Genomic DNA, 24,554 nt, shown 5'->3' on the forward strand with positions numbered 1-24,554 from the left:
CTGCGGGCAGACAACGTTAGCACAAACGCGGGCAAAAAATTACCGCATCAGCGGTTAAAAACGGCTGCGATTTGCCTGCTCGACGGTAATTTTCAGGTAGCTACTGGCGATATGCTCGCGAAAATAGTTTTCCTGCTCGTGGCTCATCAAAAATGCCTGCCAGGTTTTGGGGGGCACGCCAAGATATTGCTCAACCCGGCCGTTGCTGTGTTCAAGCTCAAGTACGCAGGAGTTTGGATCGTATCCGGCGGCGCGCAGCGCGCGGCAGGAAAGGGGATGTCTTTTCATAATGTGTTCTGCTCAACGTCAATGTCAAAGTGGCACTTCTGCTATTGCTATCGGCAGTGGACGCGGAAAATTTACACTGCGGCCAGGGATTTAGCGGCGTGCCGTTTAACCAGCGTTTACTAAAAGGGGTGTCATGCACAGAGCGGGATGCGCATTGCGCGTCGTTTCACGGTGTGAATCAGACGCCGGCAGGACGTTGCACCGCATGACTGTAGCCGTTTGGTCGATCGGGAAGAGGGCTGGTGAAATGCCCTTTTACACTCTCTCGCGCAGCGAACCGGTGAGCAAAACGTCATGACGCGCGTTAACAAAAGGGAATAACCGGTTCAGTGATGTTATTGATGACTCCACGCGTTAAACAGTGCCCTCACTAAGCAGGAGGGCACTGTTTCGCGTCGAGCAGGGCTGCACGATCCGGTTAGCTGAGTAACGAAATCCAGTCGCTGGGTATATCAGTAAAAAAAGTGGCTTCCTGCGTGGCTGTTCTGGTGCCAACAATAACGTATTGGCTTAAGTCAGGGTTCGCGTCGGTTAAAATATAGTACGGCTTGCGTCCATACATATGCCCTTGATCGGGCAGTTGTGCTCCCACGCTGCCGTCGAGATTAAATTCAAAAAACAGCGCACTCTTCGGGGCGGTGATGCGATATTTATGTTTGCCATAAGAAGCGCCATCTTCAATACAGGAGGTCGAGACAGAATCCCCTTTAGAATTACTTATGATGTAACCGCCAATATCCACAAGGTTTTTAAAACCGTTGGTGACAATAAGCTGCTGAATATAGGCAATTGCCTGGGCTGGAGTTCGCCCGCGGCACGATTCAATGCGCGGTTGGAACCCGGTTTTTTGTATTTCTGAAATAACGCGGTTATCACCGCGATAATAAATAGATGGCATCTCTTTAACTCCTCATGATTACGATGGGTGTTTATCGTGCACAGCTGGTATTTAATTTTGGTTATCGGATGTGCATCAAAAAAATAACGCACCTCTCACCGAAGGCAAACGGTCGGTATAGTGACGTCATATTTATATCAACCCATTTGAGCTGATTTAAATATTATCCGCTACCGCGTGTCCATCCGATAATCACTTAAAGATAACGGTGGAAATAAAAAAACAAATCGGGCTTTTGGCGTAGACCTTTTATCCGGGGAGGGTAACGTATCCATTTGATTGCATAACTCTGCGCGTGCGCGGAAAGCACAAACATAATCCAAACGGTCAGAATGTAGGTAACTTACTGAATATAAGTGAAAAAATATTAAAATGGCACCCCGGCTAACAAAAAAGTGCTGGCGAACTCGCGCCAGTTTTTTATGGGCTGCAAAGGAGTGATCGTTGCATCGCAGGTCTGTTTATTCGTCCTGTTGGGTAGAAACCACAGACGTTTTTTCAGCGTTCCGCTTTATAAATGCTCGCACAACAGGGATTGCGTAAACCACAAACAATAAACAGTTCGCTGCAAATAACAGTGAAGTGTAAATATTGATCGCCAGGAAGGTATCCAGTGAGCCGATTTTTACTATTACATCCAGTATTAACCTGCAGAACAGACTGGAAAGATAATAATGAGCGTAAGACAGAAACATGAAACAGAATAAAATGGTGTAGTTATCGCTATCGTTTGTTTTTCTTATGCTGAATGAGCAATAGTAACGATTTAGCAAAAATAATAGTTCTTTATTGTTTGATACAAATAACAGTGCTGCAAACACCGAGCACATGACTATTGTGAAGACATTCTGTACCTGGTACGTGAAGGGTAAATCTGCCATCACCGTAGAATATGAGTAGGCATAATAGCCAATCGATAAAACAGACAGCAGTAACAATATTTTTCGTATCATTTTTCTCATCCACGGTTTCCCGCTCAAAACACATTCAGGTATTTGCATTGCCAAAGCATTGGCCCACCGATATGACTAACGGCACACCGCCTGTAAACTTTATGCATAAATTGCCGGCGCGAAGATATGAAGGTGCCGTAAGCGCAGTACACCGATGAGTGACATCGTGCGCAAAGGGCTGGCATTGTTGGTTGAAAAAGCGCCAGATGTCATGCGCCTTCGTTGGCATGACAGCCATTTCATCACCATGTGACGTTAAAACGGCAGCGTCACAGAACGCGGACTTACACAAAAAGCGGGAAGCGCGCGGTACTCAAAACACAAGGTATGCGAGGAAGGCTGTTTTGCCTGGCACATTTCTGAAACAATGCGCGTTACGTTTCACAAACCGAACAGGTGCACAGATGGACAGAGTGATGGCGGTGGTGGTGTTTAATCGCATCTGCGAGCTGGGAAGCCTGAGCGCCGCCGCGCGGGCGCTGGGTATTTCTCGCCCGATGGTCAGCCGCTACCTTGATGAGATGGAAAAATGGGCGGGCGCCCGGCTTATTCATCGTTCGTCACGCCGCCTGACGCTTACGCCTGCCGGGGAGAATACGCTACTAAAGACGCGGCAACTCGCACCGCTGTTTGGCGATATCGAAGGGCAATCGACGCGGGAAACACCCTCCGGCACATTGCGTGTCGCCTGTGCCCACTTCACGGCCAGCCACATTATCGGGCCGGTATTGCCGGATTTTCTGGCGCGTTACCCGGCGTTAAGAATCGAAGTCGAAGTGGGAAACCACCCGGTCAACCTGATTGGTGAACGCATCGATTTGGCGATTCGCATCACCAATAACCCGGAAGCAGGGGCGATAGCCACCCGTCTCGGCGAGTGCCGCTCGGTACTTTGCGCATCGGCGGATTACCTGCGTCTGCACGGTACACCGCACACGGTACACGAGCTTGAGCACCACAATTGTCTTCACTATAGCGGTTTCGCCGGGCAGTCGTGGCACTTCACCGACAGCGCACAAAACACGTGGCAAGTGATGGCGAACGGTAATCTGAGCGCGGGGATCTCGGCGGTGCTGCGCGATGCGGCGATTGCCGGGTGTGGGCTGGCGCTGGTGCCGGAACGGGAAGCGCAGGAGGCGCTGAATAATGGCCAACTGGTCAGGGTGTTACCCGATCTCGAACCGCAACGACTGGGGATTTATGGCCTGTATCAGTCTCGGGAACATCAACACGCCGCGCTGCGGTTGTTTATTGATGCTATCCGCCAGCAGTTAACCAGCGTGCCAGAATAAATAGCCATTTTATGTGGGGAATTCGCCGGGTAATAACGATGAAAAATCTAAAGATAATAGCGGTGTTGCGTACTCGTGCTGGCAATGCGCGGCAGCGCCATTGTTTTCCTTAGGTTTAATCTCATCATTAGCATTTAATTATTTGTGCTGTTGAGGCCAGTCTTATTTTTTGGTCAGCTATTGACGGCTGCGGTTATTTATCGGTTAAATGAAAGCCCGCCCGTTGTGAGTGAAACTAAAATGGTGATGATGAACCTGGCCTTGATAGGCGTGCTGCTGATCGTTATCGCGTATTCTTTTTACAGGCACTTTCGACTTGTACGCTCAAGAAAAGTGGGTCAACCGCGTAAATACGGCAAGAAGACTTAACGGTATTTAATGTGAATTGCCTTTTTATCGATGGGATAAAAAGGCAATTTCACGTTGCGTCCTGGTTTTTATTTTGCTGAGTGTTGTAGTTATTTTTCTTTCTTAGCCGTAAGCGACCATTCTATTTATTTGCTCGCCCGGCGGCATAAAAAGTGGATCTTCACTCGAACTCTCATTTAATGTGGAGTCGGTAAAGGAAAAAATGCTAAACGCATAGAAAATGTCAATCTTTGTACTCGCGGAGATTTTCTTTTTTATGTTGTCCTTGTGCGATGAAACGGTTTTTTTATTGATGTTTAATAGCGTTGAAATCTCCTCGTCACTTTTTTCGAAAATCATCTCTTTAAGAATCGCAATTTCGCGCCTTCCCAGACGGATCGTCTTAACATGCTGGCTGACTCTTCCGTAAACAAATTCGGTTAATATGTCCATTAAAACGCTGACCGGAACTTTATCGGGTATCACAATCATAGGCGTATGTGCCAACGTAAAGGGTATAAAATTACCTTTGGTTACCACTAATGTTCCCCGGCCGGAATAAGGAGCTGTAAAGTTAATTCCAATGTGCAAACCACTGCCGTTTCTGATTTCATTAACTAATTGAGTGATGCCTTTTTTGGTATAAGAGCAGGTGATTTTGCATAATATGACATCTATTTTTCTTTCCATATTACACCCTCCTGGAGCGTCTGGATGTGCGTGTGTAAAATTTGCAGTTTGAAATTTTTCTCAATCCTTTGTGGTGTTCTTCTATGTCTTCTTTGATCTCTATCATACTGCTAAAAAATTGTTAACTGAGGATTATCTTATTTTTATTTTTAAGCGAAATGTGCATCCGTTGAGATAATTTGGTTTCGCTGAGGAATCTCCCATTTGTTTTCATATTGTCGAGGAATGTCCTATTTTGCGATCCGTTTTTGCGATGGCGATTTAAAGTGCAGATGATCCCAAATAAATATGAGGACAGGATTATGGTGCTTTTAAAATACATTATTATCGCTTTCGTATTTGTTATTTCTGAAATTTGCTACGCAGCGCCCGCAGAAGAAGGAAAAGCCGCCGGGGAGAATGCAGCGGAATATGCAGTTGGCAGTTCAGCCGTCACCGGCGTGGCAGTTGTTTCTGCCGTAGCCGGTTTGCTTTTATTATCAATGGGCGGGGGAGATAACGGCAGCAATACCTCAACCAGCACAACGACGACGACTACGCCTGCCAATTAACGGTGACGCTTTTTTAATTCGCCACGCCAGGGCTTTTGAGGATTTAAAACACAATGTCTGATCGCACCGGAAGGTGTGAGGGGACGCGTCATCCCGACGCGAGCCGACAGCCTATCGGCACGCGGAAGGTGAGTATAGTGCGAGTTGTGGGAGTTGCAGGAATGGATAAGGGGGACGCAGTGGGCCCCTTATCTTGTTCATGACGCGGCGTTTAATTCATCACGCCGCGCTGGCGTGTGTGGAACAATATTGCAGATGATGCGTAAATTCTGATCTGGGAAATCAGGATTCCGCGTGACGATCACCACGTCATTTCGCCGGTGTTCACTTTTGCGCTCAGCTCCAGTGAACCCGCTTCTGCCAGCTTCGGATAAGCGGCGCCCATTGCTTTGATAACGCCCGCCGAGGTGTTATTCGCTTTCAGCGCCTGCTCGAAGGTATCGAGGTAATTAAGGGTAAACGTAATAGCCTGCTCACCGGCGGGACGCGCCCCCAGGTAATGACCGGGGATCACCTGCTGCGGCTTCAGGCGTTGCATTTCGCCCAGCACGTCACGCCACTGCGCACGTGCAGCCGGGGTTTGCGTATCGGCGCTCCAGACGTGGATGCCGCTGGAAATCGCCGTGCCGCCGAGAATGGCTTTATTCGCCGGGATCCAGACATAAGCCGCATAGCTTTGCGGATGGCGCAGCTCCAGCGTTTCACCATCGATAGTAAAGTGGGTCGCCGTGGTCGCTGTCGGTACGGTTAAGGTGTGCGGCGCGCCGTCCTTCATCTGCGGCCCCCAGTACGCCAGCTTGGCCTCTTTTGTCGCTTCGATATGTTTCACCACCGCCGGCGAGGCAACCACCTTGACCTGCGGCCAGGCTTTAACGATCGGTTCAAGGCCAAAATAGAAATCCGGATCGCCGGAGGTGATCACCACTTGCTTGAGCGTTTTGCCGCTGGCTTTGATCATCTCCACCAGTTTTTCGCCATCTTTCACGCTGAATTGCGCATCAAACAAAATGGCTTCCGTAGGACCGGAAACCAGCGTGGATGAGACGGCGAAAATCGCTTTTTCCTGCGGGTTATAAACCTGCAATTGTAACGGTGCGGCAACAGAAGAGGCGCTGGCGAGCATCAGCAATACGCCGGATAGTTTACGGTTCATGGTGGAGTTCCTTTAACGATATGTTTTTACGAGCGACATAAATGCATCCGGATTGCCGTAATACTGGCTGACCGGAAGCCGCGTGTAACGGCCATCTTCCTGCACCAACACGGCGCAGGGGAAACCCGCTCCGGCGGCTTGTGCCATGACCATGCGGCCATATTGAATGGCGGCGCGGGCTTCGCTTTCCGCCACCTGACCGTTGACAACAGGCAGACCGGTGGCGTGCTGAATCACCGCATTGACCACCTCATCGCGGGTGATATCACGGCCGTCCCGATACCAGGCTGTCTGAATGGCGTTAAGAAAGCGCAGTGCGTCAGCCGGTTCGCCAGATTGCTGTAAGGCTAACAAACCGCGAGTGGCCGGTAGCGAGTCGAGCAGCAACCCGTCGCGGGCGAGCAACTCTTCTTTATAAGCACGGCCAAACGGCATACCGGTTAATTTCGCGATCCGATCATCATGTTCGTGCACATGGGCCAGCCAGTCGGCGTCCAGGCGGCGGCGCTGCGCGTCGATAAACAGGCCGCCGGGCAAAATATGTTGTCGTTCAGTGAAATGTTCAGCCGTGCGGTTAATCAGCGGCAGTGCGCCATAACTCCAGCCGCAGAGCGGATCGATTATCCAGTACAGCCCAGCCTGAAATGCCATGGTTATTCTCTCTTGTTGTGCAGGTGCCGCCCATTGTAGGCACATTGACGGTGAAGAGAATTCCCGTAACCGGACATGCAGCGTTTCGTAAAACGATCAGATAACCCCGCCATGACGACAAAAATGCCGCAACGGCGGGGCGTTAATGCCCGTGCTTCGTGTTTCGCGCGGCAACCCAGTGCTTGTACTGCGCAGGTGTCATGTTGATGAGCTGGCTAAAGGCTTTGCGAAACGCCGTATCTTCCGTATAGCCACACGCGGCGGCGACGTGCCTGATATTGGCTGACGGGTTTTCAAGCAGCAGGCAGGCCGATTCTATGCGCACACGCGTAATAAAATGTTTAGGGCTTTCGTGGGTTAAATCGGCCAGTTTTCGGTGCAAGGTGCGCGGGCTGAGGTTCAACGCGCTGGCGAGTTCTTCGACGGTAATGGCCGGGTTTTCATAGCGGATAAGCTGTTCGGCGCGCAGTAACAGCGGATCGATGGTGTTTAAAAAGCCGCGCGGCGCATAGATTTGCTGGGAGATCGGCTGGCTGTCGGCAACGGTCATATCCGCTGCCATCCTTGCCACTTCGTCCCCGGCATGCTGGCGAATAATGTGCAGCGCCAGATCCACCCACGATAGCGGTCCGCCGGTGGTGATCACGTTGCGCTCTTCGATTAACGCTTTGCCCCACACCATTTTGGCGCGCGGATAGCGGGCGCGGAAAGTGGGATACAGCCACCATGTGGTGGCGCACTCTCTGCCATCCAGCAATCCGGCGTCACCCAGCAGATACCCCCCGGCGCAGGCGCCGCCAATTTTCGCACCGCGCTGATGCTGTTGGCGCAACCACGCGATGGCCTCCGGGCTGGTGAGCGCAGGCAGTTTATTGCTGCCGAGCGCCATGCCGCAGGCCAGAATCACATCGGGCGCGGTTATGCTGGCAAACGCGCCATCCACCGCAATCGTGCGACCTTGCGCGTCCGCGACCGGCTTCCCGTCAGGGCTGACAATGGCGATCCTGAACCGGCTGGCTTCAATGCTGGCGGGCAGAAGCTGGTTGGTTATCCAGAACATATCCGCAAGCCCGCTAATCGCAGACATCATGCTACCTGCCGTGGCCATTATCGCTATCTGCATTGTGGTTCTCCGCGTTATGTCTGATTTTGCCTGTTTAATGTCAAGTTCGCCATCTTACCACGCCAGAAACCCCTGATTACACTCTGCGCATGGTGTTTATAACTTCATCAGTAGGTGGTGGGAGAGAACATGCGGAACGCTTTTCGCAAAGGAAAACGGTTTATCACAGCGGCATCTTGTGCGGCCATGTTGAGCGTGATGTCGGCGCAGGTGGCCGCGCAGCCGATTAAAAATATTGTGTTGGTACACGGCGCGTTTACGGACGGCTCCAGTTGGGCCGCCGTGACCGAGCGCTTACAAAACATGGGCTACCACGTTTCGGCGGTACAAAACCCGCTGACCTCGCTGGATGATGATGTCGCCGCCACCGGGCGTGTGCTGGCACGCCAGCACGGCGATGTGCTGCTAGTCGGTCATTCGTGGGCCGGTGCGGTTATCAGCCAGGCCGGTAATAACAGCCACGTGCGGGGGTTTGTCTACCTTTCGGCGCTGGCACCGGCAACGGGGGAATCGGTGACGGATTTACTGGCACGGCTTAACGCGCCAATGAGCGGGTTAACGCCGGATGCGCAAGGGCTGGTGTGGTTAGATGATGCCAGCCAGTTTCAACAGGTGATGGCGAACGATATTTCAACCAGCAATGTCCGGGCGCTGGCTGCGGTTTCACAACCGATCGCCCTCGCGGCATTTCAGGGAAAAATCACTCATGCCGCCTGGGAAAATAAACCGAGTTGGTATTTGCTGACCGAAAACGATCATGCTTTGTTACCCGCCGTTCAGCAGAAAATAGCCAGACAGATCCACGCCACGGTATATAGCGTTAACAGTTCACATTTGTCTATGGTTTCGCAACCCGAAGCGGTGGCGAAATTTATCGATACTGCTGCTAAATCCTTTAAATAACTGCTGTGTTTATTGTCGGAGAGTATGATGAAGATTCTGCATATTGATTCCAGTATTTCGGGTGACCATTCCGTCACTCGCGCACTTTCCGCTGATGTTATGCGGGAAATAAAAGCGCATTATCCGCAAGCGGAAATAACCTATCGCGATGTGGTTCGCGACGAAATAAACCATTTAACCGCAGATATTGCCGCCGGATTTCGCGTTGTTCCCGGTAGTCAACCGACAAGCGACAGGCAGCCGGAGCACCAGATTTCACAGCAACTGGTCGATGAATTCCTGGCGCATGACCTGATTGTTATCGCGGCGCCAATGTATAACTTCTCCGTTTCCAGTCAGTTAAAAGCCTGGCTGGACAGGCTTGCGCAACCGGGAAAAACCTTTCAGTACACCGCCACCGGGCCGGTAGGGCTGGCGGAGGGAAAACAGGTATTGATTATTTCAGCCCGCGGCGGCTTTTATTTACAGCCGCCTTTTGATGGCATGGATTTCCAGGAGAAATATCTGCGTGCCTTTTTCGGTTTTCTGGGTATTGACGCTATTCATATTATCCGCGCGGAAGGTACCTCGAAAGGAGATGACATTAAACACCAGCAAATTGCCGCCGCGCGATCGGCGATAAATAACATTATTGCTGCGCTGCCATTACATTAATCTGCGGGGAATAAATTATGTTATATGCAATTACGCTTAGTTACGCCAGTGAGCCGGATATTCTCGGTGCGTATGTTGATGCGCACAAATTGTGGCTGGGCGAGATGATCAAAAAAGGGCATATTATTTTCGCCGGGCCGCTGCAAAATAAACCGGGTGGATTTATCCTGGCGACGGCCAGCGACAGCCAGAGCCTGGAAAATGACATAGAACGCGATCCTTTTGTTAAATTTGGCCTGGTCAGCGTCGATATTGCGGTTATCGAGCCAGCTCTTAGCTCCGCGCATTTCCTGCGCGAATGGGCGGGGGAGGCAAAAGCGCTATAGCCTGACCGAAAACGGCAACAGGGAGGCTGCGCTCAGCCGCCTCCCTTGCGCATTGCAGGCCAGTCAGGATGGTGTACGCGCTGACAGGTTTCCCCGCGACGGGCGCGCTGCCCCATGCCATATGGCGTTGCGGCATGGACATTTCTGACAAAATTATTATTTTCGCGTCATGTTTGCGTAAGTATCACTTCGCTAAGGTGAATGCTCCTGTTCTCAAGGAGGTTTCAACCATGGGTATGCAACACGCGGTGATTCTTGAGATCCAGCAATGGATTGACGATAACCTTGAAAGGCCGCTACGGATCGAGGATGTCGCCACGCGGGCGGGGTATTCGAAATGGCATCTTCAGCGCCTGTTCCAGCAAGTGATTCAGATACCGCTTGGCATCTATATCCGCGAGAAAAAGCTGGAAAGCGCCGCGCATGAACTGCTGGCGACTGAGCAGTCGATTATGGCTATCTCCACCAAATACGGTTATGACTCGCAGCAGACTTTTACACGCACCTTTACGCGCAAATACCAGATGCCGCCCGGCGTCTGGCGACGCCAGCATCAGCGCTAAGGAAAAAAGCGTAATGAAAGGAAAACGTGCGGGAAAAGACGGTGAATAAAAGGCGGCCTGCGCCGCCTTTTTGCTGGTTCAGAACTGGTAAACCATACCCACTGCCACCACGTCATCGGTGTTGATACCGGCGGCGGTGGTGAATTTATCTTCATCAATCAGGTTGATTTTATAATCAACAAACATGTTGAAGTTCTTGTTGAAGTAATAGGTGGCACCGAGATCGACATATTTTTCGATATCCTGATCGCCATATTTATCACCCGCGCTGTTGCTGCCAATATTCTTCCCTTTCAGCGCGTTATACGCCACGAATGGCTGCAAGCCAAAGTCGAACTGGTAGCTGGCGTACGCTTCAAAAATCTGTGATTCGTTAGCGTAGCCGTAGGCGGTCGTCGTATCGGAAGCACTGCCAAAACGCGAAGCGTTATAAGCCTGAGTAAACATCGCCGCCAGGTAGATATTATTGGCGTCATATTTAATTGCGCCAGAATAGGCTTCGGCGCGATCGCCATTACCGAGGATATTGGTGGCGGTATTTTGCTCTTCTGTCCGTTTGGCGCTGGTCATGGCACCAACAACGCTTACGCCCGCGCCAATGTTATATTCCACGGATAAGCCGTAGCCGTCGCCGTTCTGGCGTAATACATTTCGACCGGCGCCGGATTCGCCGCCGCCATCATTTTTGCCCTGGTACTGCAGGGAGAAATTCAGGCCGTCAACCAGACCGAAGAAATCCGTATTGCGGTAGGTCAGCATGCCGTTGCCACGGCTAAACATAAATTGGTCGGAACCGTATGTCATGCCATCGAATTCGGGCTGCATATCGGTATAACCGAGGGAGTCATATAAAACACCTTTGTTACGGCCATAATCCACTGAACCGTAATTGGCGAATTTTAACCCGGCGAAGCCATAACGCGTGCGTGGCGTATTGGTATCACCTTCCGATTTATTGGCGTCAATATGCATTTGCCACTGGCCGTAGCCGGTCAGTTGGTCATTAATTTGCGTTTCACCGCGAAAGCCAAGACGCATATAAGTCTGGTCGCCGTCCCAGCCGCTGTTATCAGAAAAATAATGTTCTGCTGATACCAAACCATATAAGTCTAACTTATTACCGTCTTTATTATATATTTCCGCCGCCTGTACTGACGAGCACAGTACCGCAGCAGAGACGAAAAGACTCAGTTGAGAGATTTTCATATAAATAAACCCTTGATGTTTGCCACTGTGTTTTTTAATAACAACAAGAATACACTGCCACTTATGAGAGTGGTTCATGGATTATTCAGGTTGCAGGATATTGTTTATCATCTGAGTTCTTCTGGTGTAAATATTTAAATTCTTTTTAGCACATAATGACAAATATCGGTTGGAACTTTTTTTTGGTTATTTTTAATCGCACAGATCGCTAATATCAACTCGCGTTTGATCGGTTACCGTTAAGACGCTTTATTAACCTCATTGCATTTTTTGTGTCTACTATTACTTTTTTCCCTATCCGGGGGTAATTCCCCCCGGCTTTTATTGGCAAAAGGTGCGGTTAAATATGCAGGTTGATTAAGTGGTTATTTAAGGTGGGTAATAAAAGCGGATGTTTAATTATTAAATATCTGCCGCTGCTGCATGGTTAATTTTAATGGTGTTCAGTGCGTTTATGCGTGGTGAATAATAAAGCGTATTGATTAAGTAATATGGTTCATTGCGGTTATGAATGTGGCTCATTAAAAAGAAGGGCGCTGGCGCTTATTAACATAAAAAGAGGTGACCTGCTTCACGATCAGAGCCCTTTTATTGCGGGATTAGTGAATTATAGACATATATTAAAACGCAGCCGAAGTGTAGCATAAACGCTATTTTCATGGTCTGGTCACGGGGCGGAAATGCTGAAAGATAATTTTAATGATCTTTTCTATTTAATTGTGGTGGCCCGCGAACGTAGCTTTACTCGCGCGGCAGCAAAATTAGGTGTCTCGCAATCGGCGCTCAGCCATGCTATTCGCGGGCTGGAAGAGCGTCTGCAAATTCGTCTGCTTACCCGTACTACGCGCAGCGTCGCGCCCACCGATGCAGGCGAGGCATTAATTAATAGCATTGGCCCGCGCTTTAAAGAGATTGAGGAAGAACTGATTGCCTTAACCGATATGCGCGATCGCGTGGCCGGCAATATCCGCATCACGCTTGGCGAGCACGCATTGCATTCGACGGTGTGGCCAGCCATTAAGCCTTTTTTAGACGCTTACCCTGATGTGAAAATGGAATTAACTATCGATAACACCCTGACGGATATTGTCAGTGAGCGCTACGATGCCGGTATTCGCCTTGGTGAACAGGTTGCCAGAGATATGGTCGCGGTGCGAATTGGCCCCGACTGGCGCATGGTGGTTGTGGGCTCGCCGGGCTATTTTTCCCGTCATGGTAAACCGCAAACGCCGCATGACTTACAGCAGCACAACTGTATTAATATGCGTCTGCCGACACTTGGCGGACTGTATGCCTGGGAGTTTTCCAGAGACGGCCAGCCAATGCGCGTGCGCGTGGAAGGGCAATTAACCTTTAATAACCTGGCTTCCAGAGTCGAAGCGGCAACCAGCGGTATGGGGCTGGCGCTGGTACCGGAAGATTGCGTGGCGCAGGCTGTTAGCGAAGGCAAACTTGAAACGGTGCTCGACGACTGGTGTGAACCATTCCCCGGCTATTACCTCTATTATCCCAGCCGTAAACAGCACACTGCCGCGTTTAGCTTACTGATTGACGCGCTGCGTTATGCTTAATTATCTGGCCTTACAGGGCGGAGTAATCTACCGCGAGGTGTTGCTGAAAAAACGTCTCCCGGCAATACAGCGTCAGCACCTTTTCCGGCGGGATAAGATACCCTTTGCCGGCCACGCGCAGAATAAAGTCGTCGGGCAAACCGAATACCGCCAGTTTACGCTTCAGGTTGTTCATCACTTGCCACAGCCGCTGGCTTGAGCAACTCAATCCATTATTTTCCCATACCTGAATCTGCAACGTTTTGTCGGCCACAATATTCCCCACGGCGTGCGCCAGCAGGTAGGTCAGCAGGTTGCTCATGGTGTTACGTAAATAGGTGCAGCTACCGGGGATCGCGCAGGTCGTCAGACTTTGCTTATAAGGCACGAATTCCACCTGATATTCGTTACCGAGTCGATATCCATATACCGTTAACTTTTCCATGATGTGCGTCCAGTGATCAGCCGAGTGAAACAAAGTAGCGGTGTAAGTAACACCCTACTGATTAAATCGGCTTTCCGGCGCGAAAACTGAAATGCTTAGCTCACGTCTGACGGGATAGCGTTGGTCCATTTGGTGGCGGCTTTAATCAGCTCTGCCACCATGCTGCGGTTAAAACCCAGCCGGTGACCGAGCGCGCTGACCTCTTCCCAGTTGTGATTTTCGTACAGCTCAATCAGTTGCAGGTAAGGGTAGAGCGGGCCTTTTTGCTCTTTAAGCGCCATCATGACGCTGGCGGAAATATCAATCTGGCTTAATAAATCTGCCATCGGCATTTCAAAAATCCTGTCGAGCTGTGAAAACAGACCGACGATAAACGCGTCATCGGCTGAGTGACGGCTGATGGAGTGCGCCGAGGCCAGTTCGCAAAACTTGGCGCGGATCAGGCTCTGGTAGTAAATGTCGTCGGTCTTTACTTTGTTGACCGAGGTCAGGCAGGAAACCAGCACAAAGCGGCGTAACTCATTGGTGCCAAGGTAAAAAATAACGTCCTTTAACGACTGGCTGCGGAAGTTTTTAATCCCGCGCGCGTTGAAGACAATATTTTGTGCATAGCGCATGATCTTAAACGACAGCGCCAGATCCTGTTTCAGCAGGGCTTCGATTCGGCCAAAATCCGGCGAGTCGGCATTCACCTCTTTCATCAGTTTTAAGGTGATTTCCTGATTCTGAAACAGTTTATTGGCTGAATGGATCACCGGCTTGCTGAAAAAATGCCCCTGAAACAGCGTACAACCCATATTACGGAAACACTCATACTCTTCCTGGGTTTCCACCTTTTCGGCAAGAAATATGGTGTCTTTCAGCAAATGGGCTTTGGCATTGATATAGCCGCTGATCTCGTCCGGCGTATTTTCCCGCACGTCGAATTTGATAATGCTGATATAAGGTAAAAACGCGTTCCAGGTGTCGCCTAACGCGAAGTCATCCAGTGCGATACGAAAGCCGTGCGCAGAGAGTTTTTTTACCGTGTTGAGCAACTGAGGCGTGGGTTTGGCGGTTTCGAGGATTTCCACAATCACGCGGTCTTTCGGCAACGTTTCCGCCATCCCTTGTATCAGCAGTTCATAGGGGAAGTTAACGAAGATCGCGCTGTACTCTTTCAGACGGCCCAGCGGTGCGCCCAGAAACTGTTCGACAATAATTTGGGCAGTGGCGTACTCCGGCGTAACGTCGGGAAACCGGTTCGTCATACTGTCTCTGAACAACAACTCGTAACCGACTGTGTTCATATTTGCATCAAAAATCGCCTGCCGGGCGACAAAAGAGAACATGCGATACTCCACTTACAGATGCCTGCAAATCTTAAAATAGTCGGTAAAACGCAAATCTGAACCGGTCAATCCGCACCATTTTTACGCTGGGTAAAATGGAAGCCTGGACGAAAACGGGAAAGACGCAAGTCGGACTTAAGGAAGGCAGTATCTTTTGTAAACGTCTGAAGGATTTAAGTCAAATTCCGAATGGCGCAATCATAACGCATTGCCTCTTTTATCGACAATGGCGGCGAAAAATTCATCAATTTTGCGCTCGCATCGCGATACGCGTCACGCTTCGTCTGTTTTCTGCGGCTCGAAAATTGTTAGCGCCTGCTGATGAGTGACCGTCGTCACGCGGGTTTCCGGGAGGATCCGGCAAATTATGATGAGCATCAAAAAACCGAAAATTGCAACCAAAAGACTATTGTTCAGAACATTCCGATGGACTATTGTGGTCTCACCCCATAAAGAGCTAACGCCACCTAAGAGTGAGTGCCGGAGATAAGCGCCGGGCGGGGTAAAACAATTAAACACCCAGGAAAAAAGAATAAAAGCAGGCCCCGGCATTTATGCCGGGGCGTTTTATTTTGTGGCTCAGAACACTCCAGATTTAATCCCGGTCGATGGCAAACGGCTGCCAGGCCTGGCGCACCGGCATCACTTCTACACGGTTAATATTCATATGATCCGGCAGGGTGGCGATGTAGAACATCTGCCCGGCAATATCCTGCGCGCTGAGCGGCGTCGTGCCGCGATACAAATTATCAGACGCCGCTTTGTCGCCTTTGGTGCGTACGAGGGTAAATTCCGTTTCGGCAATCCCCGGCGCAAGATCGGTTACCCGCACGCCCGTTCCCAGTAAATCGCAGCGCAGGTTGTAGCTAAACTGCTTCACAAAGGCTTTGGTCGCGCCATACACATGGCTGCCAGGGTAGGGCCACTGCCCGGCGATAGAGCCAATATTGATAATCGATGCCCCCGCACCGTGCGCAATTAGCGTGGGCAGCAGCGCGTGTGTCACGTTAACCAGTCCGGTGACATTGGTGTCGATCATCGTTTGCCAGTCCTGCAACTCCACTTTCTGGGCGGGCTGTGGGGCGAGCGCCAGTCCGGCGTTGTTGATAAGCGTCGTGATATCGGCAAATGCTGCAGGCAGTTCGGCCACCGCTTTTTTTACCGCGGCGTTATCGCGGACATCGAGTTCAATAATGTGTACCGGCACCTTGCTATGCAGGCGTTCTTTTAGGTTTTCCAGACGCGTAAGCCGACGCCCGCTCAATACCAGCGCCCATCCGGCGTCGGCAAAAACCTGCGCCGCCGCTTCGCCAAATCCGGAGGTCGCGCCGGTAATGAACACCACGTTTTTCGCTGCCATTGTTCTCTTCTCCTGTGCAGGGTTATTGCGCCACTATAAAAATCCTCACGCCTGCCAGACAGTGCCAGTTACACCACTGACGTGTGACACGGGTGTCACATCCCGCGAAGCCGACTGGCTCTACCCGCCTCTTTATGGCGCGCAGCATGATGCAGACAACAACAACGGCATGAGAGGATCTGGCATGAAACTGGCACTTCACAACGAGATGGCGATAACGAACGACGACGTGCGTCAACTGGACCGGTCATATGTGTTTCATTCATGGTCGATGCAGGGCAACCTCAACCCGATGGTGATTGCCGGGGCGCAAGGCTGCGAGCTGTGGGATTACGACGGTAACCGCTACCTCGATTTCAGCAGCCAGTTAGTGAACGTCAATATTGGTTATCAACACCCGCGCGTGCTGGCGGCGATGAAAGCGCAGCTGGAAACGCTGGTAACCATTGCGCCGGCCACCGCCAACCTGGCGCGTGGCGAAGCGGCAAAACGCATTGTGGAGCTGGCACCGGAAGGCTTCAGCAAAGTCTTTTTCACCAACGCCGGGGCGGATGCCAACGAAAACGCCATTCGCATGGCACGGCTGTACACCGGGCGTGACAAAATTTTCTCTGCCTATCGCTCTTATCACGGCAACACCGGCAGCGCCATTGCGGCGACGGGCGACTGGCGACGTGTGCCAAATGAGTATTCGCGCGGGCATGTTCACTTCTTTAACCCGTACCTGTATCGCAGCGAATTTAATGCCGCCAGTGAAACCGAAGAGTGCGAGCGCGCGCTGGCGCATCTGCGCCGCATGATTGAGTGCGAAGGGCCGTCGTCGATTGCGGCGATCCTGCTGGAGTCCATTCCCGGCACGGCGGGCATTCTGGTGCCGCCAGCCGGGTATATGCAGGGCGTGCGCGCGCTGGCTGATGAGTTCGGCATTGTGCTGATCCTTGATGAAGTGATGGCCGGTTTTGGCCGTACCGGTAGCTGGTTTGCTTTCGAACAGGATGGCATCGTGCCGGATCTGATCACCTTCGCCAAAGGGGTGAATGCGGGCTATGTGCCGGCGGGCGGTGTGCTGATTTCCGCGCCGATTGCTCACTACTTTGACGACCATTTCTTCGCCGGTGGGCTGACATATTCCGGGCATCCGCTGGCGATGGCGGCGATTGTCGCCACGCTTGATGCGATGAAAGAGGAGAACGTGGTGCAGAATGCGGCAGAGATCGGCAACGGCGTTCTGCGTCCTGCGCTGGAGGCTCTGGCAGCAAAACATCCGCTGATTGGCGAGGTGCGCGGGCGTGGCATGTTCCAGGCGCTGGAGCTGGTGAGCAACCGCAAAACCAAAACGCCTTTAGCCGCGACAGAGATGGCTGCGATCAAGGCGGCGCTAACCGGAGCCGGAATGTTAACTTTTGTTGTCGAAAACCGCATTCATGTGGTGCCACCTTGCATAATGAGCGCGAAAGAAGTCCAGCAGGGAATGGCCATTTTTGACCAGGTTTTGGCTCAATTTGGCCACTTTGGTCAGTAAGTGTAAAGGCATCAGACTATTCTGATGCCAAATCTGGTCAGTCCTCTGATTTCAAAGAGATTTTTCTCCACTTACCCCCCAATTTTAGGCACTATATTCCGGGCTTAACTGCTGTTAAAACACTCTTTTTCTGTTTAACTTTTTTGCCTGGGAGAAAAAAGTGCCGGAATTGAATCATTATGGTCAAACCGTCGGTGACATGTTGCCGCACTGGCACGGCGTCCAGCCGCTGCCGCGCAGCGTGTTGCACGGACAATACTGTCGGCTGGAACCGCTTGACGCCAGGGTACACACGCACGATCTTTTGCGCGCTTACTCTCAGGCGGAAAACGAGAGCGACTGGACATGGCTGGCGGGTGAGCGCCCACAAACCGTGGACAGCATGGCGCAATGGGTGGTGGGTAAAATGATCGACACCACCATCGCGCCTTTCGCCGTGGTGGAGTGTGCCAGCGGTGAGGCGCTCGGCGTTGTCGCCTGGCTTGCCATCAACACACAAAATGGCTCGGTGGAAATCGGCCATGTCACCTGGTCACCGCGCATGAAAAATAGCGTGCTGGGAACGGAAGCCATCTGGTTGATGCTGCGCCACGCGTTTGCCTGCAACTACCGCCGCGTAGAGTGGAAGTGTGACACGCTCAATGTCGCTTCCCGCCGCGCTGCCGAACGTCTCGGCTTTAGCTGGGAAGGGCGTTTTCGCCAGCATATGGTGCGTAAAGGGCGCAACCGCGATACCGACTATTTATCCATGCTGGATAGCGAATGGCCGCAGCGCGACGCGGCGATTTCCGCCTGGCTGGCGGCCAGTAACTTTGACGAGCAGGGCAGGCAAAAACAAAAACTCAGCGCCTTCTTTGCTCCCTCGTCATCTTAATGAACGTGGCATCGGTATCCGCCGATGCCCCCGCTTTACCCCTTCCGCGCGCCACGCAACTCGACATCTTTACCGGTTAAACGCCTGCCAAATTACCACTTTACTTCCGTTTCAAAAGTTAAGCCACGGTAAACTACGTGTTATCACCATTTCAATAGAAAGGTTATTGCCTTACTTCTTTTTATTCTTAATTAACCCGGAAACTTAGCCGATGGGGTTTATGACAGCGAGGAGATCGCTGCTTTAAAACGTTATTTCACAACTATTTACCGGGGTTTTTTATGCACTTTATTCGAAATTTAAAAATCAAGGTCGCAATGCTGGCGATCCTGGTCATTTTCACTTTGCTCTGGGGCGGTGTCTCGTTTTATTCGTTACATGCGTTGAGTGCCTTAACCGATGAAGTGGAACTCACCAACGTTCAGCAAATTAACGGCGACATCATCAACAACGCCAGCGATCGCTATTACCAGGTCAAACTGCTGATGGACCGCGCGCTGGTTTTCCAGGCCAATAACGATACGCAAAACTACCAGCAAACCCTCGATCGTATCGGCAAAGATATCGATTTTCTGCAAAACGGTCTAAATCAGTTCAAAGTGACCGATCATGCGAATATCAGCACCGAGGCCATCGATAATATCTATAACAGCTCGTTGAACCTGTTTAATCAGGCCATTACGCCGATGTTCGCCGCCGTTAAAGCCGACAATGCCGAGAGTTATAACCAGTTGTCGAAAGCGCAGTTCAGCCCGCTGCGCAGCGGATTCTCACAGGCGATCGTCGCGTATAACCAGCAAATTCACGAGCTGAAATCCGCCGCTAACGCGCGTATTGCCAGTTGGGTTTCGCTGACGCGCGCCATCATTATCATCGCCATGATCATTGGCCTGGCGATGCTGGTGATGTCCGAGCGCTACCTGGCGCTGTGCCTGGCGCGCTCGCTGGAGTGGGTTAAGCAACATCTGCAGGTGTTGTCGGTGGGCAAGCTGGATAAGCCGACAAAAGATCTGGGTAACAACGAAGTGGGGCAACTGATTCCCTATCTGGAAACCATGCAGAACAACTGGGTGAACACCGTTACGCAGATCCGTAACAGCGCGGGTGAAATTTACCAGGGGGCGAGCGAAATTGCGTCCGGTAACACCGATCTCTCTTCGCGCACAGAAGAACAAGCCGCCGCGCTGACGCAAACCGCCGCCAGCATGGAAGAGCTGAGCGCGGTGGTCAAACAGAACGCCGACAACGCCAGCGAAGCCAGCAACCTTGCACACGTGGCGTCAGCCGCCGTGAACAAGGGTGAAGAGCGCGTGCAGGCGGTCATCGCCAGCATGAAAAATATCACCAACAGTTCGCAGAAAATCACCGACATCATTAACGTCATCGACAGCATTGCGTTCCAGACCAATATCCTGGCGCTCAACGCCGCTGTTGAAGCGGCGCGTGCCGGTGAGCAAGGGCGCGGGTTCGCGGTGGTCGCCAGCGAAGTGCGTAATCTGGCGCAGCGAAGCGCTGGAGCCGCGAAAGAGATCAAAGTGCTGATTGATGAGTCGGTCACGAACGTCAATAACGGTTTTGACCAGGTGACGTTGACCAGCGAATCGATGGACAACATCCTGCGTTCCGTCACCAGCGTAACGGATATCATGGGCGAGATCGCCTCGGCGTCCGTGGAGCAGAGTAAAGGGATTAGTCAGGTTGGCACGGCGATTTCGCAAATGGACAGCGTGACCCAGCAGAACGCCGCGCTGGTGGAAGAATCTTCCGCCACTTCCGCTTCGCTGGAGCATCAAGCGTTCCAGTTAACGGAAATTGTTTCGGTGTTTAAACTGCCGGGCGATACAGAGCAGGGGGCTACCGGCAAACCGTCAGCGGCTGCGCCAAAAGCGGGGAAAGCCTTGCGCCGACCTGCGCTTGCAGGCGGCAGCAAAGCGCCGGAACATGACTGGGAAGCGTTCTGATAAACCCTGCCCGGCGGCATTGTCCGGGCAATAGATAAATCCGGCACGCGCACCGTTTCAGGTGGCGTGCCGTTTTCATTTCGCCATCGCTTGATAACGTAAGTGCCCTTCTCCCCGTGGGGAAGCGGGGGATCTTCCGGCGGGGGAGAGGGCGGACAGCGGTTAGAAGCGGGTGTTTACCCCCATATACCAGGTGCGGCCCGACTCGTTATACGTTGCGGCACCCGCGCCGTACATCCAGTTTGCGCCGCCGCCGGTGGTCTGAGCGTTACCTTCACGCCAGTGACGTTTATCAAACACGTTGCTGACACCGCCCGTCAGGCTGACGTTTTTGGTCACGTCCCAGGTGCCACTCAGGCCAACGATGCTGTACGGGCTCACTTCGTTGGTGGCGGAACCGGTGACGCGGTTACCTTTGTAGTCATATTTCTTCGGCTGCTGTTTACCGTACCAGGTAAAGGTGGATTGCAGCGAAACATCCTGAGTAACCTGCCAGCTCAGCGTGGAGTTCCAGGTGTATGCAGGAATGATCGACAGACGCTCACCGGTGGTTTTGTTTTTGCTTTGCAGCATGTAGGTGACATTGTTGGTCCAGTTTACCGTCTCGCTTACCGGTACATTCAACGCACCTTCTAACCCTTCCACCACTGCTTTCGGCACGTTATCCCACTGGTAGATATAGGTGTTCAGGTTTGAGTTGCCGCTCTTGATAGAGGTTTGCCCAACCGGCGAGTAGCCTGACTCAATCTTGTTGCGGTAGTCGTTACGGAACCAGGTGACACCCGCCAGCCAGCCGTCACGTTTGAACTCCAGACCAATCTCTTTGTTGATGCTGGTCTCCGCTTTCAGATCGTCGTTACCTTGCAGATAACAGCCGATGTCTCGGCCGTTAGCATCCACGGTGACCGCGTAGCAACCCTGACCACGGCTGTAGAGAATGTAGTTCGGGTTGGTCTGGTACAGGCTTGGTGCTTTGTACGCGCGGGCGATGCCCATTTTCAGGGTGAAATCGTCGCCGAGGCCCTGAGACAAGTTCAGCGACGGGCTCCAGTTGTTGCCAACAATCGTGTGGTGATCAAAGCGCAGCGCCGGAGTGAGCATGGTGCTGTCGGTCAGCTCAATGTTGTCTTCGGCAAACACCGAGAAGATATCGGCATTGGAGTAAGGACTACGGCCGGTGCTGCTGTAACCCGGAATATTGCCACCCATAAAGGTCTGGGTATTTGAGGTGGAATCTTTCATGCTCTGGTGATCCCACTCGGCGCCGAGCGTCAGGTTCTGCTTGAATAGCAGTTCAAACGGTACGCTCGCTTCGCTGTGCAGCAACAGATCGCTGTAGTCGATATCAGAGAATTTTTGCGCGTTGAACAGGCCTTCCGTACCGCCCGCCAGCCCTTCCGGGATGCGCGAGTTACGGGTGTGTTCATAACGCACCCAGTTGTTGGTGGTGACGCCATTATCCCAGCCGCCGGTCCAGGTCGCCGAGTAGTTCTGGCGATAGAGACGGTTGGTCTCTTTGCCATAGTTTTCATTGACGTAGTTATTGGTACTGCTGTCGTTGTTGGTGTTCTGCGTATCGCCCGCGTAGAGGTTGCCCTGGCGGCTGTAACCGGCCTGCAACTCCAGCGCCTGCATCGGGGCAAAATCCCAGCGCACGACGCCGGTAATGTCTTTGTTGATTGAACCTTCACGGCCGGCAACGACGGTGTTGGCGTAAGTGCCGGTGCGTTCCGACTGGTGATCTTTGTTGATGTCCTGCGCGTCGGCCTGGGTTTTGGCGAGGTTGCCGTACAGGCGGAAGCTAACATCGCCACCAAGCGGGCCGCTCAGGCTGAAGTTGGTGCGTTTGGTTGACCCTTCATCTTTGTGTTCCGGCGCGTTGAAATAGGTATTCCACGAGCCGTGCCATTCGCCAGTATTCTCTTTTTTGGTGATGATATTCACCACACCGCCCGCCGCGCCGTTACCGTAGCGCGCCGCCGCCGGGCCGCGAATCACTTCGATACGCTCGATCATCTCCGGCGGCACCCAGTTGGTGTCGCCCCGGCTGTCGCGCTCGCCGCGCCAGCCAAGACGCACGGAGTTACGGCTGGTGACCGGTTTGCCATCCACCAGAATCAGCGTGTTCTCCGGGCCCATGCCGCGTATGTCGATCTGGCGGTTGTTCCCGCGCTGACCGCTGGTGGCGTTACCGGTTAAGTTCACGCCAGGCATGGTACGGATAATTTCGGAGACATCACGGGAAGGCGGGTTCTTACGAATTTCGTCTGCCGTGATGGTGGAAACGCCTGGTGCCTGCAAATTTTGCTGCTCAGCCGTGACAACAATCGTCTCTTCGCCAGAAGCGGTGCGGGTTTCTGCCGCCAACGCTGGCACAGCAACGCCGTAGATCCCCAGATTGACCAGAACGGCCAGAGATTTGATTTTGTTATTCATTTTTTACCTGCATTTCGTCGCCGCATCCCCGGCAATTCCTTTCCCAGGGGAGAGGAGGCGGCATGATGAAGCCAGCTCGTAGCGAGGCGCTCACTCCTGAGAAAATTCGCCCACGGCGGCCGTTTTAAGTGAAAGACGCGCTTCCCACAGCGCGCCAACACGCTATTGCAAATGAAAATAATTATCAATAATATTATCGATATTTTTTGATCTGCAAGCAAAAATTTCCACAGCATATTTGAGGTTAAAGCCGTGACGTCAACAACGGGAAGTGATGCCTGGTGGGAGTCGAAACAGGGGCCCGAATGGGTCAAAAACGCGCAGGGAAATTATGAGGTCACTTTCTGGTGGCGCGATCCCGCCGGGACAGAAGCAACCTCCCGCGTGCGCCAGGTGTGGATCTATATTACCGGCGTGACCGATCACCATCAAAAATCGACGCCGCAATCGCTGACGCGCATTGCCGGAACCGATGTCTGGTACTGGAAAACCACGCTTGCCGCCAGTTGGCGCGGCAGCTACTGCTTGATTCCTTCGCAAAACAGCGACGATTTCGCCGCCGACGTTTTCACGCTTACGCCGCCGGATCGCACCGCGTTGCGCGAAGGCTGGCGAAAACTATTGCCGCGCGCGATTGCCGATCCGCTCAATCCGCAAAGCTGGCGCGGCGGGCGTGGCCACCCCGTTTCGGCGCTGGAAATGCCCGATGCACCGTTACAGCCTGGCTGGCGCGAAACGGATACGCCATTCAACGAACCGCAGCGCCTGCAATGGCGCAGTGCGCGCCTGAACAACACGCGCCGCGTCTGGGTTTACACTACCGGCAACAGCCATAGCGCTGAACGCCCGCTGGCGATCCTGCTCGACGGGCAGTTTTGGGCGCAAAGTATGCCGGTATGGCCTGCGCTGGCTGCATTGACCAACACCGGGCAATTGCCGGACGCGGTGTATGTACTGATTGATGTGATTGATAACGCCCACCGCAGCCAGGAGCTGCCGTGCAATGCCGATTTCTGGCTGGCGGTACAGGACGAGTTATTACCGCAGGTCCGTGCCATTGCGCCGTTCAGCGACAGCGCGGATCGCACCGTGGTGGCCGGGCAGAGTTTTGGCGGCCTGTCGTCACTTTATGCCGCGCTGCACTGGCCGCAGCGGTTTGGCTGCGTGTTGAGCCAGTCCGGATCGTTCTGGTGGCCGCATCGCGGCGGCGAGCGTGACGGCATCATTATCGAACACCTTAAAAACGGTGAGTTGAACCCGCAAGGCCTGCGCATTGTGCTGGAGGCCGGGGTGCGCGAACCGCTGATTTTTCGCGCCAACGAGGCGCTTTTTCCCCTGTTACAACGCACACAGCAGTCGGTTTTCTGGCGTCAGGTTGACGGCGGACACGATGCGCTTTGCTGGCGCGGCGGGCTGACCTCCGGGCTTATCACCCTCTGGCAGCCGCTTACCCGCGCCCGTTAATCGCACTTTTCT

At 52.6% G+C, this 24,554-nt stretch carries 22 protein-coding genes; 11 read left to right on the plus strand and 11 right to left on the minus strand.

Annotated features, from left to right (window positions below; translation table 11 throughout):
• Positions 1 to 54: 54 nt before the first annotated feature.
• The gene (locus RT644_RS14495; RefSeq protein WP_020456901.1) at positions 55 to 288 is read right to left on the minus strand and encodes a KTSC domain-containing protein; all 234 of its coding nucleotides are present in this window, start codon (positions 286 to 288) and stop codon (positions 55 to 57) included.
• A gap of 418 nt (positions 289 to 706) precedes the next feature.
• A complete protein-coding gene (locus RT644_RS14500; protein WP_020456902.1) occupies positions 707 to 1,186 on the minus strand; it encodes a hypothetical protein in 480 nt (159 codons plus the stop codon).
• A 1,357-nt stretch (positions 1,187 to 2,543) separates the two neighbouring features.
• Here RT644_RS14500 and RT644_RS14505 point away from each other — a divergent pair.
• A complete protein-coding gene (locus tag RT644_RS14505) occupies positions 2,544 to 3,431 on the plus strand; it encodes a LysR family transcriptional regulator (protein ID WP_020456904.1) in 888 nt (295 codons plus the stop codon).
• A 471-nt stretch (positions 3,432 to 3,902) separates the two neighbouring features.
• On the opposite strand, the gene RT644_RS14510 is transcribed toward RT644_RS14505, so the two are convergent.
• On the minus strand, positions 3,903 to 4,469 hold the full coding sequence (locus RT644_RS14510) for a LuxR C-terminal-related transcriptional regulator (RefSeq protein ID WP_269231508.1): 567 nt from the start codon (positions 4,467 to 4,469) through the stop codon (positions 3,903 to 3,905).
• A gap of 302 nt (positions 4,470 to 4,771) precedes the next feature.
• Here RT644_RS14510 and yjbE point away from each other — a divergent pair, with 302 nt between their 5' ends.
• Entirely contained in the window at positions 4,772 to 5,020 is a 249-nt protein-coding gene (gene yjbE, locus RT644_RS14515; protein WP_020456906.1) for an exopolysaccharide production protein YjbE, read from the plus strand.
• A 301-nt stretch (positions 5,021 to 5,321) separates the two neighbouring features.
• Here the strand turns inward: yjbE and RT644_RS14520 are convergent, their stop codons facing one another.
• The 3 genes from RT644_RS14520 to RT644_RS14530 form a co-directional block, all read right to left on the minus strand.
• A complete protein-coding gene (locus RT644_RS14520) occupies positions 5,322 to 6,173 on the minus strand; it encodes a Vmh family MBL fold metallo-hydrolase (RefSeq protein WP_313627129.1) in 852 nt (283 codons plus the stop codon).
• A 12-nt stretch (positions 6,174 to 6,185) separates the two neighbouring features.
• The gene (locus RT644_RS14525) at positions 6,186 to 6,824 is read right to left on the minus strand and encodes a DsbA family protein (protein ID WP_045508775.1); all 639 of its coding nucleotides are present in this window, start codon (positions 6,822 to 6,824) and stop codon (positions 6,186 to 6,188) included.
• A 142-nt stretch (positions 6,825 to 6,966) separates the two neighbouring features.
• Positions 6,967 to 7,947, minus strand: coding sequence for a helix-turn-helix domain-containing protein (locus RT644_RS14530; RefSeq protein ID WP_313627130.1), 981 nt, complete (start codon positions 7,945 to 7,947; stop codon positions 6,967 to 6,969).
• 129 nt (positions 7,948 to 8,076) lie between these two features.
• On the opposite strand from RT644_RS14530, the gene RT644_RS14535 reads away from it, so the two are divergent.
• The 4 genes from RT644_RS14535 (at position 8,077) to RT644_RS14550 (ending at position 10,393) form a co-directional block, all read left to right on the plus strand.
• Entirely contained in the window at positions 8,077 to 8,850 is a 774-nt protein-coding gene (locus RT644_RS14535; RefSeq protein WP_409521861.1) for an alpha/beta fold hydrolase, read from the plus strand.
• A gap of 27 nt (positions 8,851 to 8,877) precedes the next feature.
• On the plus strand, positions 8,878 to 9,504 hold the full coding sequence (locus RT644_RS14540; protein WP_160271526.1) for an FMN-dependent NADH-azoreductase: 627 nt from the start codon (positions 8,878 to 8,880) through the stop codon (positions 9,502 to 9,504).
• Positions 9,505 to 9,521: 17 nt separating this feature from the next.
• The gene (locus RT644_RS14545; protein WP_313627131.1) at positions 9,522 to 9,830 is read left to right on the plus strand and encodes a YciI family protein; all 309 of its coding nucleotides are present in this window, start codon (positions 9,522 to 9,524) and stop codon (positions 9,828 to 9,830) included.
• A 230-nt stretch (positions 9,831 to 10,060) separates the two neighbouring features.
• Positions 10,061 to 10,393, plus strand: coding sequence for a helix-turn-helix domain-containing protein (locus RT644_RS14550; RefSeq protein WP_020456913.1), 333 nt, complete (start codon positions 10,061 to 10,063; stop codon positions 10,391 to 10,393).
• Positions 10,394 to 10,471: 78 nt separating this feature from the next.
• On the opposite strand, the gene ompC is transcribed toward RT644_RS14550, so the two are convergent.
• Entirely contained in the window at positions 10,472 to 11,599 is a 1,128-nt protein-coding gene (gene ompC / locus RT644_RS14555; protein WP_097406385.1) for a porin OmpC, read from the minus strand.
• 680 nt (positions 11,600 to 12,279) lie between these two features.
• Between ompC and RT644_RS14560 the strand changes: the two genes are divergently transcribed.
• Positions 12,280 to 13,170, plus strand: coding sequence for a LysR family transcriptional regulator (locus RT644_RS14560; protein ID WP_313627132.1), 891 nt, complete (start codon positions 12,280 to 12,282; stop codon positions 13,168 to 13,170).
• A 10-nt stretch (positions 13,171 to 13,180) separates the two neighbouring features.
• On the opposite strand, the gene RT644_RS14565 is transcribed toward RT644_RS14560, so the two are convergent.
• The 3 genes from RT644_RS14565 to RT644_RS14575 form a co-directional block, all read right to left on the minus strand.
• The gene (locus RT644_RS14565; RefSeq protein ID WP_020456916.1) at positions 13,181 to 13,594 is read right to left on the minus strand and encodes a transcriptional regulator; all 414 of its coding nucleotides are present in this window, start codon (positions 13,592 to 13,594) and stop codon (positions 13,181 to 13,183) included.
• Positions 13,595 to 13,689: 95 nt separating this feature from the next.
• On the minus strand, positions 13,690 to 14,925 hold the full coding sequence (locus RT644_RS14570; protein WP_269231501.1) for an EAL and HDOD domain-containing protein: 1,236 nt from the start codon (positions 14,923 to 14,925) through the stop codon (positions 13,690 to 13,692).
• 595 nt (positions 14,926 to 15,520) lie between these two features.
• Positions 15,521 to 16,285 (minus strand): SDR family NAD(P)-dependent oxidoreductase, encoded by a 765-nt coding sequence (locus tag RT644_RS14575; RefSeq protein WP_313627133.1) that lies wholly within the window; start codon positions 16,283 to 16,285, stop codon positions 15,521 to 15,523.
• A gap of 184 nt (positions 16,286 to 16,469) precedes the next feature.
• Here RT644_RS14575 and RT644_RS14580 point away from each other — a divergent pair, with 184 nt between their 5' ends.
• The 3 genes from RT644_RS14580 (at position 16,470) to RT644_RS14590 (ending at position 20,642) form a co-directional block, all read left to right on the plus strand.
• Positions 16,470 to 17,807 (plus strand): aspartate aminotransferase family protein, encoded by a 1,338-nt coding sequence (locus RT644_RS14580; protein ID WP_045508790.1) that lies wholly within the window; start codon positions 16,470 to 16,472, stop codon positions 17,805 to 17,807.
• 160 nt (positions 17,808 to 17,967) lie between these two features.
• A complete protein-coding gene (locus RT644_RS14585) occupies positions 17,968 to 18,681 on the plus strand; it encodes a GNAT family N-acetyltransferase (protein ID WP_044489588.1) in 714 nt (237 codons plus the stop codon).
• Between the two features lie 281 nt (positions 18,682 to 18,962).
• Positions 18,963 to 20,642 carry a methyl-accepting chemotaxis protein gene (locus tag RT644_RS14590; protein WP_313627134.1) on the plus strand — a complete coding sequence of 560 codons (1,680 nt, stop codon included), beginning with the start codon at positions 18,963 to 18,965 and terminating at the stop codon, positions 20,640 to 20,642.
• A gap of 162 nt (positions 20,643 to 20,804) precedes the next feature.
• Here RT644_RS14590 and RT644_RS14595 read toward each other — a convergent pair whose 3' ends face one another.
• Positions 20,805 to 23,078: a TonB-dependent siderophore receptor gene (locus tag RT644_RS14595; RefSeq protein WP_269231498.1), complete on the minus strand. Its 2,274-nt coding sequence runs from the start codon at positions 23,076 to 23,078 to the stop codon at positions 20,805 to 20,807.
• A 252-nt stretch (positions 23,079 to 23,330) separates the two neighbouring features.
• Between RT644_RS14595 and fes the strand changes: the two genes are divergently transcribed.
• The gene (gene fes, locus RT644_RS14600; RefSeq protein ID WP_313627135.1) at positions 23,331 to 24,542 is read left to right on the plus strand and encodes an enterochelin esterase; all 1,212 of its coding nucleotides are present in this window, start codon (positions 23,331 to 23,333) and stop codon (positions 24,540 to 24,542) included.
• The last annotated feature ends 12 nt before the right edge of the window (positions 24,543 to 24,554 follow it).

Source organism: Kosakonia sp., assembly GCF_032104925.1.
Taxonomy (GTDB): Bacteria; Pseudomonadota; Gammaproteobacteria; order Enterobacterales; family Enterobacteriaceae; genus Kosakonia.

Coding starts and splice junctions, on each gene's coding strand:
- RT644_RS14495 (WP_020456901.1), bottom strand. CDS start 288: ATGAAAAGACATCCCCTTTCCTGCCGCGCGCTGCGCGCCGCCGGATAC.
- RT644_RS14500 (WP_020456902.1), bottom strand. CDS start 1,186: ATGCCATCTATTTATTATCGCGGTGATAACCGCGTTATTTCAGAAATA.
- RT644_RS14505 (WP_020456904.1), top strand. CDS start 2,544: ATGGACAGAGTGATGGCGGTGGTGGTGTTTAATCGCATCTGCGAGCTG.
- RT644_RS14510 (WP_269231508.1), bottom strand. CDS start 4,469: ATGGAAAGAAAAATAGATGTCATATTATGCAAAATCACCTGCTCTTAT.
- yjbE (WP_020456906.1), top strand. CDS start 4,772: ATGGTGCTTTTAAAATACATTATTATCGCTTTCGTATTTGTTATTTCT.
- RT644_RS14520 (WP_313627129.1), bottom strand. CDS start 6,173: ATGAACCGTAAACTATCCGGCGTATTGCTGATGCTCGCCAGCGCCTCT.
- RT644_RS14525 (WP_045508775.1), bottom strand. CDS start 6,824: ATGGCATTTCAGGCTGGGCTGTACTGGATAATCGATCCGCTCTGCGGC.
- RT644_RS14530 (WP_313627130.1), bottom strand. CDS start 7,947: ATGCAGATAGCGATAATGGCCACGGCAGGTAGCATGATGTCTGCGATT.
- RT644_RS14535 (WP_409521861.1), top strand. CDS start 8,077: ATGCGGAACGCTTTTCGCAAAGGAAAACGGTTTATCACAGCGGCATCT.
- RT644_RS14540 (WP_160271526.1), top strand. CDS start 8,878: ATGAAGATTCTGCATATTGATTCCAGTATTTCGGGTGACCATTCCGTC.
- RT644_RS14545 (WP_313627131.1), top strand. CDS start 9,522: ATGTTATATGCAATTACGCTTAGTTACGCCAGTGAGCCGGATATTCTC.
- RT644_RS14550 (WP_020456913.1), top strand. CDS start 10,061: ATGGGTATGCAACACGCGGTGATTCTTGAGATCCAGCAATGGATTGAC.
- ompC (WP_097406385.1), bottom strand. CDS start 11,599: ATGAAAATCTCTCAACTGAGTCTTTTCGTCTCTGCTGCGGTACTGTGC.
- RT644_RS14560 (WP_313627132.1), top strand. CDS start 12,280: ATGCTGAAAGATAATTTTAATGATCTTTTCTATTTAATTGTGGTGGCC.
- RT644_RS14565 (WP_020456916.1), bottom strand. CDS start 13,594: ATGGAAAAGTTAACGGTATATGGATATCGACTCGGTAACGAATATCAG.
- RT644_RS14570 (WP_269231501.1), bottom strand. CDS start 14,925: ATGTTCTCTTTTGTCGCCCGGCAGGCGATTTTTGATGCAAATATGAAC.
- RT644_RS14575 (WP_313627133.1), bottom strand. CDS start 16,285: ATGGCAGCGAAAAACGTGGTGTTCATTACCGGCGCGACCTCCGGATTT.
- RT644_RS14580 (WP_045508790.1), top strand. CDS start 16,470: ATGAAACTGGCACTTCACAACGAGATGGCGATAACGAACGACGACGTG.
- RT644_RS14590 (WP_313627134.1), top strand. CDS start 18,963: ATGCACTTTATTCGAAATTTAAAAATCAAGGTCGCAATGCTGGCGATC.
- RT644_RS14595 (WP_269231498.1), bottom strand. CDS start 23,078: ATGAATAACAAAATCAAATCTCTGGCCGTTCTGGTCAATCTGGGGATC.